Annotated in this window: 13 protein-coding genes; 5 read left to right on the top strand and 8 right to left on the bottom strand. The window is 72.1% G+C overall.

The features are described from left to right. Nucleotides 1–12 precede the first annotated feature (12 nt). The 4 genes from OG538_RS26150 to OG538_RS26135 form a co-directional block, all read right to left on the bottom strand. Nucleotides 13–1224: an MFS transporter gene (locus tag OG538_RS26150; RefSeq protein ID WP_406097551.1), complete on the bottom strand. Its 1212-nt coding sequence runs from the start codon at nt 1222–1224 to the stop codon at nt 13–15. Nucleotides 1225–1606: 382 nt separating this feature from the next. Next, a complete protein-coding gene (locus tag OG538_RS26145) occupies nt 1607–2629 on the bottom strand; it encodes an endonuclease/exonuclease/phosphatase family protein (protein ID WP_406097549.1) in 1023 nt (340 codons plus the stop codon). Between the two features lie 190 nt (nt 2630–2819). Then, the gene (locus OG538_RS26140) at nt 2820–3569 is read right to left on the bottom strand and encodes a TetR/AcrR family transcriptional regulator (RefSeq protein WP_406097547.1); all 750 of its coding nucleotides are present in this window, start codon (nt 3567–3569) and stop codon (nt 2820–2822) included. A gap of 83 nt (nt 3570–3652) precedes the next feature. Continuing rightward, on the bottom strand, nt 3653–5257 hold the full coding sequence (locus OG538_RS26135) for an MFS transporter (RefSeq protein WP_406097545.1): 1605 nt from the start codon (nt 5255–5257) through the stop codon (nt 3653–3655). 186 nt (nt 5258–5443) lie between these two features. Here OG538_RS26135 and panB point away from each other — a divergent pair, with 186 nt between their 5' ends. From panB to OG538_RS26120, 3 genes are all read left to right on the top strand, one after another. After that, nucleotides 5444–6331, top strand: coding sequence for a 3-methyl-2-oxobutanoate hydroxymethyltransferase (gene panB / locus OG538_RS26130; protein ID WP_406097543.1), 888 nt, complete (start codon nt 5444–5446; stop codon nt 6329–6331). A 156-nt stretch (nt 6332–6487) separates the two neighbouring features. Next, complete coding sequence (locus OG538_RS26125; protein ID WP_406097541.1) at nt 6488–7507, top strand: ATP-binding cassette domain-containing protein; 1020 nt, start codon at nt 6488–6490, stop codon at nt 7505–7507. After that, a complete protein-coding gene (locus OG538_RS26120; protein ID WP_406097539.1) occupies nt 7504–8361 on the top strand; it encodes an ABC transporter permease in 858 nt (285 codons plus the stop codon). Before OG538_RS26125 ends, OG538_RS26120 begins: the two co-directional genes overlap by 4 nt. Nucleotides 8362–8380: 19 nt before the next feature. Here the strand turns inward: OG538_RS26120 and OG538_RS26115 are convergent, their stop codons facing one another. Continuing rightward, the gene (locus OG538_RS26115; RefSeq protein WP_406100305.1) at nt 8381–11725 is read right to left on the bottom strand and encodes a BTAD domain-containing putative transcriptional regulator; all 3345 of its coding nucleotides are present in this window, start codon (nt 11723–11725) and stop codon (nt 8381–8383) included. A gap of 200 nt (nt 11726–11925) precedes the next feature. On the opposite strand from OG538_RS26115, the gene OG538_RS26110 reads away from it, so the two are divergent. Continuing rightward, on the top strand, nt 11926–12723 hold the full coding sequence (locus OG538_RS26110; RefSeq protein WP_406097537.1) for a site-2 protease family protein: 798 nt from the start codon (nt 11926–11928) through the stop codon (nt 12721–12723). Between the two features lie 94 nt (nt 12724–12817). Here the strand turns inward: OG538_RS26110 and OG538_RS26105 are convergent, their stop codons facing one another. Continuing rightward, a complete protein-coding gene (locus tag OG538_RS26105; protein WP_406097535.1) occupies nt 12818–13009 on the bottom strand; it encodes a hypothetical protein in 192 nt (63 codons plus the stop codon). An 88-nt stretch (nt 13010–13097) separates the two neighbouring features. Next, nucleotides 13098–13808 (bottom strand): NADPH-dependent F420 reductase, encoded by a 711-nt coding sequence (gene npdG, locus OG538_RS26100; RefSeq protein WP_406097533.1) that lies wholly within the window; start codon nt 13806–13808, stop codon nt 13098–13100. A 141-nt stretch (nt 13809–13949) separates the two neighbouring features. On the opposite strand from npdG, the gene OG538_RS26095 reads away from it, so the two are divergent. Further along, the gene (locus OG538_RS26095) at nt 13950–14552 is read left to right on the top strand and encodes a hypothetical protein (protein WP_406097531.1); all 603 of its coding nucleotides are present in this window, start codon (nt 13950–13952) and stop codon (nt 14550–14552) included. Between the two features lie 93 nt (nt 14553–14645). On the opposite strand, the gene OG538_RS26090 is transcribed toward OG538_RS26095, so the two are convergent. Further along, on the bottom strand, nt 14646–14873 hold the full coding sequence (locus OG538_RS26090) for a hypothetical protein (protein WP_406097529.1): 228 nt from the start codon (nt 14871–14873) through the stop codon (nt 14646–14648). Nucleotides 14874–14891 lie beyond the last annotated feature (18 nt).

Raw genomic sequence — 14891 nt, 5'->3', positions numbered from 1 at the left:
GGTCGGCAGGGTTCAGTGCACGTCCGCCGCGGACTTCCGCGGTGCGGACGCCGCCGCCCGCGCCACGATCCTCGAAGGGGTGCGGCCACGGTCCAGTACGCCCGCCGTGACCGCCACCGCGAGTCCCGCCAGCGTCAGCGCGGCGCCGACCAGGGCCGGGGAAGTCCAGCCCCAGCCTGCCGCGATGGCCATGCCGCCCAGCCACGCGCCGCCCGCGTTGGCCAGGTTGAAGGCGGAGTGGTTGGAGGCGGACGCCAGGGTCGGGGCGTCCTTGGCCTTGTTCATGACGAGCATCTGCAACGGCGTGGTCGTCATGAAGCCGACCCCGCCCAGCAGCACCACCATCACCAGCGCGGCCCACTGCACGTGGGCGGCGAAGGGGAAGACCAGCAGCACGACGGCAAGCGCGCTCAGTGACCCGTACAGCGTCGGGCGCAGCGCCCGGTCCGTGAGCGGACCCGCGGCGAGGGCCCCCAGGGTCATGCCGATACCGAAGAGCGCCAGCACCAGCGTCACGGAGGATTCGCCGAAGCCCATGGCCTCGGTCGTCATGGCCGAGAGGTAGGAGTACACGGCGAAGACGCCGGCGAAACCGAAGACGGCGGTGAGGAGTCCGAGCAGGACCTGGCGGTTGCCCAGGGCCCGCAACTCGTGGCGGACGTGCCGGTGTGCCTCGGCCGGGATCTGCGGGACGAGGCGGGCGAGCGCGGCCATCGCGCAGAGCCCGATCACGGCGACCACGAGGAAGGTGGCCCGCCACCCGAGGTGCTGGCCGAGCAGTGTGGCGGCCGGGACGCCGACGACGTTCGCGATGGTCAGGCCGAGGAACATCGTCGCCACGGCCCGTGCCTGGCGCCCCTCGGCGACCAGCCGGGTGGCGACGACCGCGCCGACTCCGAAGAAGGCACCGTGCGGCAGCCCGGCCAGCAGCCGTCCGGCGAGCAGCCAGCCGAAGCCGGGGGCGAGCGCGGAGGCGAGGTTGCCGACGGTGAAGAGCCCCATCAGCAGCAGGAGCATCCGCTTGCGCGGGATGCGCGAGCCGAGGGCGGTGAGCAGCGGTGCGCCGAGCACCACGCCGATCGCGTACGCCGACACGAGGTAGCCCGCCGTGGGGACGGAGGTGCCCAGATCGTCCGCGACGTCGGGCAGCAGGCCCATCATCACGAATTCCGTAGTACCGATGCCGAAGGCGCTCACCGCGAGTGCGAGCAGAGCCAGTGGCATGAGAAGAGACCTTTCCGACGTGGGCCCCGTGCGCTCCGGGCCGGGCCCGGCGGGCCTTCGGGGAGCGGGAGGGGCAGGAGGGAGTGCGGCCGTACGTGCACCGGCGCGGGCCGGCCGGGGCCGGATCGCACGGTGACGGACCGGCTTCCTCGCCGGTGACCTTGTTCCCGTTCGGAACAAAGTCTCTCAGACGTTTTATGCCCGGAGGTAAACGACCTGGTGCGCGGTGGTGAACGGATGGGCGAGCGGCGTCACGCGGCCGCGGGTCCGGAGCGGGACGTCGAGCGCCGCGAGCGCCGTCGGCCGGCGGCGCCGGAGTCGACGCCGCGGGGCGCCGGGAGCCCCGCACCCCCGCGCGCCAGGTCGCGAACGGACCGTGGCGTCACAGTTTGACGCGGGCGGCGATCGGAAGGTGGTCGCTGTCCGTGGCCGGGAGCGTCCACGACGACATCGGCTCCACGCCCTTCACCATGATCTGGTCGATCCTGGCCATCGGGAACGACGCGGGCCAGCTGAACCCGAAGCCGTCGCCCGCCGCGCCCTGGGTGGAGCGCATCTGGGAGGTGACCGCGTGGAGCGAGCGGTCGTTCATGGTCCCGTTGAGGTCGCCGAGCAGGGCGACGCGCTCCAGCGGTTCGTGGGAGATGGCCTCGCCGAGGGCGTCCACGCTCTGGTCCCGCTGGTTGGCGGTGAATCCGGCGTGCAGCTTGACCCGTACCGAGGGCAGGTGCGCGACGTAGAAGGCGATCGGCCCCTCGGGGGTGGTGACGGTGGTCCGCATGGCGCGGACCCAGCCCATCTTGATGTCCACCGGGCGGGTGTCCTTGAGGGGGTACTTGCTCCACAGGCCGACGGTCCCCTGCACCGAGTGGTACGGGAAGCGGCCGGCCAGCGCGGATTCGTACGCCGCGACCTTGCCGCTGGGCAACTCCTGCAGGGCGATGACGTCGGCACCCGAGCCGGCGACCTGCTGGGCGGTGCCGGCGGGGTCGGGGTTGTCCGCGTTGACGTTGTGGGTCGCGACGGTGAGGTCGCCACCGCTGCCCGACTTGTCGGTCAGCAGGCCGCCGAAGATGTTGAACCAGACCACGATCGGCAGCAGCAGCGCGATCAGGGCGGTCGCCGAGCGGCGCACCAGCCCCAGGATCAGCAGCAGCGGGACGAAGACGGCACACCAGGGCAGGAACGTCTCGGTGAGGCTGCCCAGGTTGCCGATGGTGTTCGGGATCTGTGCGTGGAGGAGCATGACAAGGGTCAGCAGCACCGCACAGATCGCCAGGACGATCCCCCGCCGCCAGATACCGCGGTCCCGGGTCAGTCTGTCGCGCAGGTCCCGGAATCGGGTTCCGGTGCGCTGCGGTCCCACGCCGCCGTTCCCGGTGTCCGCCCTGTACGCCTGCACCATTGCGCTGTCCTCACTGCCTTGCCGTACACATCGCCGCGCCCACGACCCTAGGGGATGCGCGATGCCTTTCCGGCCGTCGGCGACGGCCGTACTGCCACGATGACGACGCGGGCGGTGCGAAGGGTTCCGGTCACGGGCGGTCTGTGGTGGCTTGTGACAGAACGATCACACTCACCCGGGCCCGGGCGAGTCAGCCGCGACCGGCGTCGTCACCGGACCCGGCGGCGGACCGCGGGCCGAGCCCCTCGACCAGCAGGCGGATGATGCGGTCGGCGAGGTCCTCGGGCAGCGGCGCCTCGGGCCGGTGGATGGTGCGTACGAGCATGGGGCCGAGGAAGAGGTCGTCCATCAGCTCCACGTCCGTGTCACCCCGCAGCTCCCCCGCCTCGACGGCCCGGCCGACGGCGGCGAGCATCGCCGCCCGGCGGGGGGCTATCACGGTGCGCTGGTACTCGCTCCACAGCTTGGGGTGGCTCTTCATCTGCGCGAAGACGTTGTGCAGCAGCACCGAGGAGCGCTGGGCGAGGCCGCGGGTGCGCATGGACTCCAGCAGGACGCGCAGGTCGCCCAGGCCCCCGGTGCCGGACACATCGGGTTCCGGAGGCTCGATCTCGCGCAGGACGTCGACGAAGAGTTCCTCCTTGCCGGCCCATCGCCGGTAGATGGTGGCCTTCCCGACCCCGGCCGTGCGGGCGATCCGCTCGATGGACAGGCCGGCCAGGGGCTCACCGGCCTCCAGCAGTTCGACGACGGCGTCCAGGATCGCCCGCTCCGCTGCGGCGCTGCGGGGGCGGCCGCGGCGGGGTTCCTGATCGTCACCGGGGTGCGGGTCCTGGTCCCGGCCGTCGAGGGTCCGCGGGTCCGGGCCCCGGCCGCCGCGGACCCCGCGGTCCTGCTCGCCGGGGGCCCGGTCGTACCGGTCCGATGCCTGCGCCTGCACGTGGAACCACCTTTCACCGCCCCCGATTCTCGCCGATGCGGAAGGCGCCCGACCGCTTCAGGGCCGGGCGGGCGCCCGGGGCCTCAGCGCCCGGCGTCCGCGGACACCGACCGCTCCTCCTGGGCGAGCGCCGGTTCGGTGCGCGGCCGGCCCGGCAGGAACAGGGCGACCACGATCGTCCCGATCAGGGCGACGCACGCCGAACCGATGGCGGTGACGTGCATGGCGCCCATGAACGCGTCGTGCGCGGCGGCCACCAGCGGGGTGCCCGCCGGCCCCATCTTCTCCGCGACACCGAGTGTCGCCTCGATCGACTCCCCCGCCACGTCCCTGGCGGCGGCCGGTACGGCGTCGAGGTGCTTCTCGATGTCTCCGCGGTAGACGGTGGACAGCACCGATCCGAGGACGGCGATCCCGAGGGCGCCGCCGACCTGGCGGAACACGTTGTTGACGGCCGAGCCCGACCCGGCCTTCTCGCGGGGCAGCGCCTGCATCACGGCGACGGTGACCGGAGGCATCACATGGGCCATGCCCGTGCCCTGGACGAAGAAGACCAGGCACATCACCCAGACCGGCGTGGTGGCGTCGAACAGGGCGAACGCCGCCAGCCCCACGGCCACCATCAGCATGCCCGCGGTGCACACGGCGCGGGCGCCGAACCGGTCGACCACGAGCCGGGCGCGCGGGGCGAAGACCATCTGCGCGACGGCCAGCGGGAGGATCAGCAGTCCGGACTGCAGGGCGCTCCAGCCTCGTACGCTCTGCATGTAGAAGGCGGAGAAGAACGTCACACCCATCAGCGCGAAGAAGATCAGCGCGATGGCCGCGACGGCGGCGGAGAAGGCCGGCTTCTTGAAGTACGAGATGTCGATGGCCGGACTGCTGCTGCGCTTCTCGTGGAGGACGAACACGACCAGGACGGCCAGACCGCCGAGGGACGGCAGGAGCACGGAGACATCGGTGAAGTCGGCGAGCTCACCGCCGCGGATGATGCCGTACACCAGCAGCACCAGGCCGACGACGGACAGCGCCACGCCGAGCGGGTCCAGCCGTCCCGGCTTCGGGTCCCTGGAGTCCGGTACGAGCACGACCATGGCGATCAGCGCGACGACCACGACGGGCACGTTGACCAGGAAGACGGAGCCCCACCAGAAGTGTTCGAGGAGCAGTCCGCCGGTGATCGGGCCGATCGCGATGCCGAGGCCCACGCTGCCGGCCCAGAGGCCGATGGCCTTGGGCTGTTCGTCGCGCTCGAAGACGTTCATCAGGACGGCGAGCGTGGCCGGCATGACGAAGGCGGCGCCGAAGCCCATCACCGCGCGCCAGGTGATGAGTTCACCGGGCGACCCCGACATCGCGGCGAAGGCGGAACCCACGCCGAAGAGCACGATGCCGAAGAGCAGGACCTTCTTGCGTCCTATGCGGTCGCCGAGCAGGCCCGCGGTGAAGAGCAGCCCGGCGAAGACGAGCGTGTAGGAGTTGATGGCCCACTCCAGCTCGCTCTGGGTGGCTCCCAGACCGGTGGGTGAGGGGGACGCGATCGTCTTGACAGCGACGTTCAGGATCGAGTTGTCCAGCACGACGATGAGCAGGCTGAACATCAGGACGGCGAGGATCGCCCAGCGGCGGCGGTGGGCCGCCTCGGGGACGTGGGGCACGGCGGCGGGAGCGCCGGACGGTATGGACATGCCCCGAACCTACCCCTCTTTCGATACGAGACCGTCTCGTATTGGAAAGTCTTTACCGGGCGGGCCTGACACCCGATGCCACCCGCGCGGCGGGCCCACTTCCCGTGAAGGGCTCCGGGATGCCACCATGGAAGAGATCCGGGGACGCCGTCAGGGCGCCTCGAGATGACGAAGGAGCCGTTGGCAATGTCGCTTCAGGCTGCGCACGACCAGTCCCCCATTTCCCCCGCGGGAGCCCCCTCCGACAGCAGCAAGGCGCTGTACGGAGGCAAGAGCAACCGCCGGGTCACCGTCCACGACATCGCCGCCGCCACCGCTCGCGGCGAGAAGTGGCCCATGCTCACCGCCTACGACGCGATGACCGCGTCCGTCTTCGACGAGGCCGGCATCCCGGTCATGCTCGTCGGCGACTCCATGGGCAACTGCCACCTCGGCTACGAGACCACCGTGCCCGTCACGATGGACGAGATCGCCATCCTGTCCGCCGCCGTCGTCCGCGGCACCAAGCGCGCCCTGATCGTCGCCGACCTGCCCTTCGGGGCCTACCAGGAGAGCCCGGTCCAGGCCCTGCGCAACGCCACCCGGCTGATCAAGGAGGCCGGGGTCGGCGCGGTCAAGCTGGAGGGCGGCGAGCGCAGCCACGAGCAGATCAAGCTCCTGGTCGACGCCGGTATCCCGGTGATGGCCCACATCGGCCTGACCCCGCAGTCCGTCAACGCGATGGGCTACCGCGTGCAGGGCCGCGGCGAGGAGGCCGCCCAGCAGATGCTGCGCGACGCCAAGGCCGTCCAGGACGCGGGCGCGTTCGCCGTCGTCCTCGAACTCGTACCGGCCGAGCTGGCCGCCGAGGTCACCCGCACCCTGCACATCCCGACCGTGGGCATCGGAGCCGGTCCCGACACCGACGCACAGGTGCTGGTCTACACCGACATGGTCGGTCTGACCGGCGGCAAGGTGCCGCGCTTCACCAAGCAGTACGCCGACCTGCGCCAGATCCTCGGGGACGCCGCGAAGGCGTACGCGGACGAGGTCGTGGGCGGTACGTTCCCGGCGCCGGAGCACACGTTCCACTAAGGGCTTTCCAGAGACAGCCCATAGGCAGATCAGCGACACGGCCCAGGACCGAACGACCACTGCCGCACCACCGACAGCCCGCCGACATCCCCCATCGGCGGGCTGTCGCCCTGCTGTCGGCGGACTGTCGGCGGGCTGTCGGTGGCGGCTGGTCTGATGGTGGACATGACGCGAATCGACAAGAACCCCAGGAGCGGCACGAACGCCGTCGAGGTACGGGGGCTGGTCAAGCACTACGGCTCGACCAAGGCTCTGGACGGCGTGGACCTCGATGTGCGCGAGGGCACCGTCCTCGGCGTGCTCGGCCCCAACGGCGCCGGCAAGACCACCCTCGTCCGAGTGCTGTCCACCCTGATCCAGCCCGACGCCGGACACGCGATCGTGGCGGGCTTCGACGTGGTGAAGCAGCCCCGCGCGCTGCGCCGCACCATCGGCCTGACCGGTCAGTACGCCTCGGTCGACGAGAAGCTCTCCGGCTGGGAGAACCTCTACATGATCGGCCGGCTGCTCGACCTCCCGCGCAACAAGGCCCGCTCGCGCGCCGACGAACTGCTGGAGCGCTTCTCGCTCACCGACGCGGCGAAGAAGGCCGCGATGGAGTACTCCGGCGGCATGCGGCGCCGGCTGGACCTCGCCGCCTCCATGATCGGCAGCCCGGCCGTGCTCTATCTGGACGAGCCGACGACGGGACTCGACCCCCGCACCCGCAACGAGGTCTGGGACGAGGTGCAGCGGATGGTCGCGGAGGGGGCGACCGTGCTGCTCACCACCCAGTACATGGAAGAGGCCGAGCAGCTCGCCAACGAGCTCACGGTCATCGACAAGGGCAGGATCATCGCCCGCGGCGGTGTGGACGAGCTGAAGGCCAAGGTCGGCGGCCGCACCCTGCAGATCCGCCCCTCCGACCCGGCCGAGCTGGCCGCGATGGCGCAGGCGATCCGGGAGGCCGGCCTCGACGGTGTGTCGGGTGCGCAGGCGGTCCCGGACGAGGGACTGCTCTACGTACCGATCCTCAGCGACGGGCAGCTGACCGCCGTCATCGGCCTGCTCGGCACCCGGGGCTTCTCGCTGGCGCACGTCGCCACCGCACTGCCCAGCCTGGACGAGGTGTTCCTCGCCATCACCGGCGACAAGGCCACCGTCACCGACACGACTCCCCAGGAGGTCGCGGCATGAGCACGACGACTCTGACGCCCACCCCCACCGACGCGGCCACGGCCGCACCGGCCGCGAAGGTCCACGACGAGGGCCGGATCGGCCTGCGGAACAACCTGCGCCACATCGGGGCGCTGGTGCGGCGCAATCTGCTCCAGATCAAGAAGGATCCGGAGTCGATGTTCGACGCGCTCCTGATGCCGGTGATCTTCGTCCTGCTGTTCGTGTACGTCTTCGGCGGCGCCGTCGGCGGCAGCATGGGCGGCGGGCGGCAGGAGTACCTGAACTACCTGATTCCCGGTCTGATGGCGATGATGGGCATGAACATCGCCATGGCGGTCGGCTCCGGTGTCAACGACGACTTCCGCAAGGGGGTCATGGACCGGTTCCGTACGATGCCGATCGCCCGTTCCTCGGTACTCATCGCGAAGATCGTGGTCGAGCTCGGCCGGATGATGGTCGCCACGCTCATTCTGCTGGGCATGGGCTTCGCGCTCGGCCTGGAGCTCCACGGGTCGGTGCTCGGGCTGATCGGGGCCATCGGACTGGCGGCGGCCTTCGGCGCTGCCATCATGTGGATCTTCATCCTGCTCGGACTGGCCATGAAGACGGCCCAGGCCGTCCAGGGGATGGGGATGATCGTGATGATGCCGCTCCAGTTCGGTTCCTCGATCTTCACCCCGCCCACGACGATGCCCGGCTGGCTCCAGACCTTCACCGACTACAACCCGCTGTCCAACCTGGCCGACGCGGCCCGCGGTCTGATGATGGGCGGCCCGCTCGGCAACTCGGTCTGGCTGACACTCGGCTGGACCGTGGTCATCACGGCGGTCATGGCCCCGCTCGCGGTGTCCAGGTTCCGCAAGAAGTCCTGACCGCAGGGGTTCGGACCCTTCAGTGCCGGTACGCGTCGACGAGGGCGGTGGCCTCCTCCAGGGAGAGGCCACCGCCCTCGGCGTACGCGGCCTCGAAGGCGCCGTCCCCGAGCGCGGCACGGACCAGCGCCTCGGCACGCTCGAAGTTCTCGCGCTCCATGGACGTCTGGAAGTGCCCCTCCGGCAGCAGCGCCCGGCCGGCGGCCAGCAGCCGCGCACCGAGCGCCGCCCCGCGCTCCTCGCCGAGGCCGCCCAGCGCCCACGCCAGGGTGACCAGGTGGATCACCGCCATCTGCGGCGCCACCATCTGCGTCAACGGGTCGCCCAGCCGCAGCAGGGCCTTGCGGCCGCTTTCCAGCGCGCCGGCGTAGTTCTCGTCCTGGTTGTCCAGCCAGGCCAGGCCGCCCAGCACGAAGCCTTCGAAGATCGCCATGGTCTGGGACCTGAACTCCTCGAGCAGTTCGAGGAACTGCTCGCGCGCCTCGGCGGTACGTCCGGAGCGGCCCAGCCACAGGGCCAGGAAGAGCCGGGCCGCCGGCCGCGCCTCGTGCCCGGTGTGCCGTCCCTCCGCGATCACCTCGCGCAGGATCACCTCGCCCTCCGCGCCGCGGTCGAGTTCGGTGAGCGCGGAGGCGTACCGGGTGCGGAGCACCGATACCTGGGCCAGGGCGCCGAGTTTCTCCGCGTAGCCGATCGCGGCCTGGTAGTCCTCGGCCGCCCGGGCGTAGTCGCCCGTCTTCTCGTTCGCCTCGCCGCGGGAGGAGAGCGCCTCGGCCATGCCCCAGTCGTCGCCGAGACGACCGAAGATCTCCAGACTCTCGGCGGCGTCCACATGGGCCGCACCAGCCCAGTCGGGGCGGTTGGCCGTCACGTTGGCACGCATCTGGAGGGCGGCGGCGAGCTCCCACTCGAAGGCGAACTCCCTTGCGGCGCGGACCGTTTCGTCCAGCAGGTGCCGAAGGTCCGCGACACCCCCCGTCAGCATCACGGCGAAGAACCAGAGCGAGGCGGGGCTCCGGCAGGTCTGCGGCTGACCGGCCCGGTAGGCCGCTGCGATCCCTCGCAGCCGCACCATGCTGGCCTCGTTCGTCCACTCGTCCATCGCATGGTCCATGCTGACCAGCTGGACCAGCCCCACCTGGCGCCGCGCCTCCTGGAGCAGCTCGGGACCCATGGGCGGGGGCGCGTCCGTACAGCGCTCGTGGATCGAGGGCGCGGGCTGCACGGGCGGGGCGAACGGGTCGGGGCCGAGGGCCGCCGCGGCGTTGGCCCAGTGCAGTGCGTCGCTGCGCAGATTGCGGATCTGCCAGTACCAGGAGAGCGAGATCACCAGACACAGTGACTCCTGCTCGTCGCGCGCGGCGACGGCGTGCCGCAGCGCGGTGCGCAGGTTCTCGTACTCGCGGCGGAAGAGCTCGATGGCGGCGCGTTGTCCGGCGCCGCGGAGCAGCGGGTCGGTGGTGCGGGCCAGCTCCCGGAAGTACACGAGGTGCCGGCGTTCGACGGCTTCCCGCTCCCCCGACTCGTCGAGCCGTTCCGTCGCGTACTCGCCGACGGTCTCCAACAGGCGATAGCGCATGCCGCCGTCCGCCGCGGGTGCGGCGACGACCAGGGACTTGTCGACGAGGGAGCCGAGCAGCCCGGCGACCTCCTGGGCCGCCCGCGGCCGGTCCGCGCAGACCGCCTCGGCCGCTTCGAGGGTGCAGCCGCCGGCGAAGACGGACAGCCGGCGCAGGGTGGCGCGTTCGTCCTCGGCAAGGAGGTCCCAGGACCAGTCGACGACGGCCCGCAGGGTCTGCTGGCGCGGGAGGACGGTGCGGCTGCCGCTGGTCAGCAGCTGGAACCGGTCGTCGAGCCGGGCGGCGATCTGCTGCGGAGTGAGCATCCGCAGCCGCGCGGCGGCGAGTTCGATGGCGAGCGGCAGACCGTCCAGGCGGCGGCAGATCTCGGCCGTTGCGGCCGCCGTCGCCTCGTCGGCGTCGACGCGGAAGCCGGGCAGCGCGGCCGCGCCGCGCTCGGCCAGCAGGCGCAGCGCCGTCGGGTCGGGCAGCGGCTCGACGGGCCGGACGAACTCGCCGGGTACGCCGAGGGGTTCGCGGCTGGTGGCGAGGACCGTGAGCTCCGGACAGCGGGCCAGCAGATGGTCGGCGAGGGCTGCGGCGGCCGCGATCACGTGCTCGCAGTTGTCCAGGAGCAACAGCATCCGGCGCCGTGAGCAGTGTTCGGTGAGCCGGGTGAGGGCCTCGCCCGCCCCCGGCTCGGCCGCTCCTCGTTCGGCGGCCCGGAGCTCCTCGGCACCCGCACCGCGCAGCACGGTCTCCCGGGCTCCGAGCGCGCCGAGGACCGCTTCCGGCACCGCTTCCGGGTCGTCGACGGGCGCGAGTTCGGCCAGCCAGACGCCGTCGGGCCAGGACGCGGGGTCGAAGGACTCCGCGGTCTCCTGCGAGAGCCGGGTCTTGCCCGCCCCTCCCGGCCCGAGCAGGGTCACGAGCCGAGCCCGGGAGAGGTCGCCGCGCAGGGCGTCGATGTCGCGTTCGCGTCCGACGAAGCTGGTGAGCCGGGCCCGGAGGTTGCCCTGCGGCGCGGCGGGCCCGGGGGTGCGGGGGGCTGCTCGCGGGGCGGTCTTCGGGAGGGGGCGCGCCGGTTCCTGGCGGAGCAGCTCGGCGTGCAGCGCGCTGAGCTCGGGGCCCGGGTCGGTGCCGAGCCGGTCGGCGAGCACCCTGCGCACCCCGTCGTACGCCGCCAGTGCCTGCGCCGTGCGCCCGGCATCGCGCAGGGCCCGCAGCCGCAGCGCCTGGAGCGGTTCGTCGATGGGGTGCTCGTCGCAGAGCGCGGCCAGCTCCGGCAGCGCCTCGTCGGCCCGGCCGAGGGCGAGGGCCGCGGTGAGCCTCGTCCGTCGGGCGTCGAGGCGGCGGGCGGTCCAGCGGGCGGCGACGGCGTGCCGGTCGGGAAGGTCGGCCAGTGCAGGTCCGCGCCAGAGGCCGAGCGCATCGTCGAGAACGCTCAGGGCCTTCGCCGGATCACCGGCCTCCAGGGCTCTGGTGCCCTCCCCCGCCAGGCGTTCGAAGCGGAACAGGTCGACGCTGTCCGGTTCGGCTGCCAGCCGGTAGCCGCTGTCCGCGGAGGCGATCGCCGCATGGCCGAGCGCCCGCCGGAGCCGGCCCACGAGTGCCTGCAGGGCGCCGGACGCGTCGGCGGGCGGGTCGCCGTCCCACACCTCGTCGACGAGCACCGCGACGGGCACCGTCCGGCCGGTGCGCAGCGCGAGCACGGCGAGCAGGGCGCGCAGCCGTGCCCCGCCGATGGCGACGGCCGTGCCGTCGTCGCGAAGTGCCTGGGTGGTACCGAGGATGCCGTAGCGCACGCGCCCATTGTCCGTGACCGGGACCGGGTCATCCACAGCCGCCCGCCCGTACCCGCCCAGCCCGCCCGTATACCTGCCCGTCATGCCCTCACCCTTCATGGAACCACCGGCCCGATGCCAGACGTTTTTCGCGTGTCGCCTGTACCGTCGGGGCTCGCGCCCGCCCGCTCCCGTTCCCCGCAGCCACCAGGAGCCCGCCGATGTCCTTCGCACCAGCCCGCAGCGACCGGCGGATCAGCCCGGTCTTCCTCGGCATCGCCGCCGTGACGGCTGTGTCCGGCTGGGCGGTGTGGACGGGCTTCGCCGAACAGCCCGTCTTCGCCACCTTCCTGTTCGTCACGGCGGCGTGGGTCGTCTCGCTCTGTCTCCACGAGTACGCGCACGCCCGGACGGCGCTGCACAGCGGCGACATCTCGATCGGCGCCAAGGGCTACCTCACGCTGAACCCCCTGAAGTACACCCATGCGCTGCTGAGCATCGTGCTGCCCGTGCTGTTCGTGATCATGGGCGGGATCGGGCTGCCCGGTGGCGCGGTCTTCATCGAGCGGGGCAGGATCCGCGGCCGCTGGAAGCACAGTCTCATCTCGGCCGCCGGTCCCCTGACGAACGTCCTGTTCGCGCTCGTGTGCACCGCGCCGTTCTGGCTGGACGCGCTGGACGGCGTCCCGGTCCCCTTCCGGTACGCGCTGGCCTTCTTGGCGCTGCTCCAGGTGACGGCGGCGATCCTGAACTCCGTACCGGTGCCGGGGCTGGATGGTTACGGGGTGATCGAGCCGTGGCTCTCGCACTCGCTCCGGCGCGCGGTGGAGCCGTTCGCGCCGTTCGGGCTGATCGCGGTCTTCGCGCTGCTGTGGGTCCCCGGGGTGAACGCGGCCTTCTTCGACGCGATCGACGCGCTGCTGCGGTCACTGGGCGTCAGCGAGTTCGAGACGTACTGCGGTCTCGACGCCTACCGGTTCTGGCAGACGGCGAACCCGGTCTGCACGATGGCCGGCTGAGGGCCGTCCCGCCGGGCCCCGGCGGGCGCACGACCGCTACGCCGCCTCGCCGCGATGCCGGAACGCCCGAAGACCTCCGGTGTGCGGACGTCCTTCAGGCGCCCTGAGCACCCTGCGCGTTCACGGCGCGCTGCCGGCGCAGGTAGTACCAGGCCATGTTGGAAGAGAGTCCGACCAGCAGCACCCAGACCACGCCGAGGAGCCAGCTGCCCTGCACGAAGGAGATCACGGCCGCTGCGACGGCGAGGACGCACACGGCGAAGGCGTAGAGAGCGAGGCGGGGCATGGGGGTGGCTCCTGTCGGGGGATGGTGCGCGGTCCCGTCCAGTGTCCCCCATACCCCCGGCCGCTCCGAGCAGGGTGTGGCGGCCGGCTCAGACGTCGGTGGTACGCAGCCCCGCATGGGCCTTGTAGCGGCGGTTGACCGAGATCAGGTTGGCGACGAGCGACTCGACCTGGTGGGCGTTGCGCAGCCGGCCGGCGAAGATGCCGCGCATCCCCGGGATCCGGCCGGCCAGTGCCTGGACGATGTCGGTGTCGGCGCGGGCCTCACCCAGCACCAGCACGTCGGTGTCGATCTCCTCGATCGCCTCGTCCTGGAGCAGGACCGCCGAGAGGTGGTGGAAGGCTGCGGTGACCCGGGAGTCCGGCAGCAGGGCGGCGGCCTGCTCGGCGGCGCTGCCCTCCTCGGGCTTCAGGGCGTAGGCGCCCTTCTTGTCGAAGCCGAGCGGGTTGACGCAGTCGATGACGAGCTTGCCGACGAGTTCGTCGCGCAGGGACTCCAGGGTCTTGGCGTGCCCGTCCCACGGCACGGCGACGATCACGACGTCGCTGTCGCGCGCACAGGCGGCGTTGTCCGCGCCGCGGACGCCGTGCCCCAGTTCGTCGGCGGCGGCCTGCGCACGGTCCGCCGCACGGGAGCCGATGATCACGGACTGTCCGGCGCGGGCGAACCGGTAGGCGAGTCCGCGGCCCTGCGGTCCGGTGCCGCCCAGGACGCCGATGGTGAGACCGGACACGTCGGGGAGGTCCCAGGGGTCCTTGGCGGGGGGCTTGGGGGCGCTGCCGCTGTCATTCGTAGTCATGGCCCCGACACTACTGCCAGGTACGGGCGCGGGACGGTGTGTCCGCGGCCCGCGGGACGGATGCCCGCGCGCCGCCCGTCCGGATGGTTCCGCCGCCGTTCGCCGGTGCGGGGCCCCGGGTGTGGTGCATGATGCCGGGCCATGGATGCCGTACGTGTGGCGCTGCTGCGTGAGGTGCTTGCCGGGACCCAGTGGCCGACGGCCACCCGCCGGTTCGCCGGGACGCTGCGCTCGTCCGTCGTACCGCACGGCGGCGGGCTGCTGCTGGTGGGGACCGAGGTGTACGAGCCGTGGCACCTGGCGGCCCATCTGGTCGACGAGTCCGCCTGGTCGGGCCTGCCCGAGCTCACGCCCACCCTGGTGCGCCACCGGGTGGAGCCCGGCGACCCGGCACACCTGGCGGTGGGGCTCGGCCGGATCGAGGCGGCCGGGCGGGGCGAGACGCTGCTCGTGGTGGTACCGGAGCAGCCGGGCGAGGGGCTGCTGGAGCGGGTGCACGATGCGCGCCGGGCCGGGGCGACGGTCCTGTCACTGGACAACGGCGATCCGGAGGTGCGGGGAATCGCCCACGAGGCGCTCTCCGTGACGGGCGGCGACGATGTCGACCTCGACACGGTCCAGCACCTGGTCAGCGCGGCTGCGGGGGAGAACAGCTCGCCCGTGCAACGCGGCCGGCGGCGGTTCCGGGACCGGCTGTCCCGGCTCGCCGACCAGCTGACCGCGCCTCCGCCGTCACGGTGGTGAGGCACATGGCCCCCAAGGGCCGCCCCTCACCCGCCGGCAGGGCCCGAGCCGGCGGGGAGGGTGGGCGCACGAGTGCGGGCGCACGGGGGTCGGTTACTGCTCGGCGTCCGGCCCCGCGCGGTCGTGCCACTTGGGGTCGGTCTCCCACTCCAGATTCCGCTCCTGGGCGGTCTCCATCGCGTGCTGCGCCTCCTGGCGGGAGGTGTACGGGCCGAAGCGGTCCTTGGCCGGGCACTCGGGGCCCTCCTCGACCTTCTTGTGCTCCAGGCAGTAGAACCACTCGCCCGGTTTGCCGACCGTGCGCTTCTTGAACAGGGCCATCACCGGCTCCTTTCCTCG

The organism is Streptomyces sp. NBC_01013 (assembly GCF_045162765.1).
Lineage (GTDB): Bacteria > Actinomycetota > Actinomycetes > Streptomycetales > Streptomycetaceae > Streptomyces.
Note: the sequence above shows the minus strand (reverse complement) of the source record. Positions and strands in the feature narration are given on the sequence as shown.

Excerpts from the sequence above, each read along its gene's own strand:
- OG538_RS26150 (WP_406097551.1), bottom strand. The coding sequence starts at position 1,224 with ATGCCACTGGCTCTGCTCGCACTCGCGGTGAGCGCCTTCGGCATCGGT.
- OG538_RS26145 (WP_406097549.1), bottom strand. The coding sequence starts at position 2,629 with ATGGTGCAGGCGTACAGGGCGGACACCGGGAACGGCGGCGTGGGACCG.
- OG538_RS26135 (WP_406097545.1), bottom strand. The coding sequence starts at position 5,257 with ATGTCCATACCGTCCGGCGCTCCCGCCGCCGTGCCCCACGTCCCCGAG.
- panB (WP_406097543.1), top strand. The coding sequence starts at position 5,444 with ATGTCGCTTCAGGCTGCGCACGACCAGTCCCCCATTTCCCCCGCGGGA.
- OG538_RS26125 (WP_406097541.1), top strand. The coding sequence starts at position 6,488 with ATGGTGGACATGACGCGAATCGACAAGAACCCCAGGAGCGGCACGAAC.
- OG538_RS26120 (WP_406097539.1), top strand. The coding sequence starts at position 7,504 with ATGAGCACGACGACTCTGACGCCCACCCCCACCGACGCGGCCACGGCC.
- OG538_RS26110 (WP_406097537.1), top strand. The coding sequence starts at position 11,926 with ATGTCCTTCGCACCAGCCCGCAGCGACCGGCGGATCAGCCCGGTCTTC.
- OG538_RS26105 (WP_406097535.1), bottom strand. The coding sequence starts at position 13,009 with ATGCCCCGCCTCGCTCTCTACGCCTTCGCCGTGTGCGTCCTCGCCGTC.
- npdG (WP_406097533.1), bottom strand. The coding sequence starts at position 13,808 with ATGACTACGAATGACAGCGGCAGCGCCCCCAAGCCCCCCGCCAAGGAC.
- OG538_RS26095 (WP_406097531.1), top strand. The coding sequence starts at position 13,950 with ATGGATGCCGTACGTGTGGCGCTGCTGCGTGAGGTGCTTGCCGGGACC.
- OG538_RS26090 (WP_406097529.1), bottom strand. The coding sequence starts at position 14,873 with ATGGCCCTGTTCAAGAAGCGCACGGTCGGCAAACCGGGCGAGTGGTTC.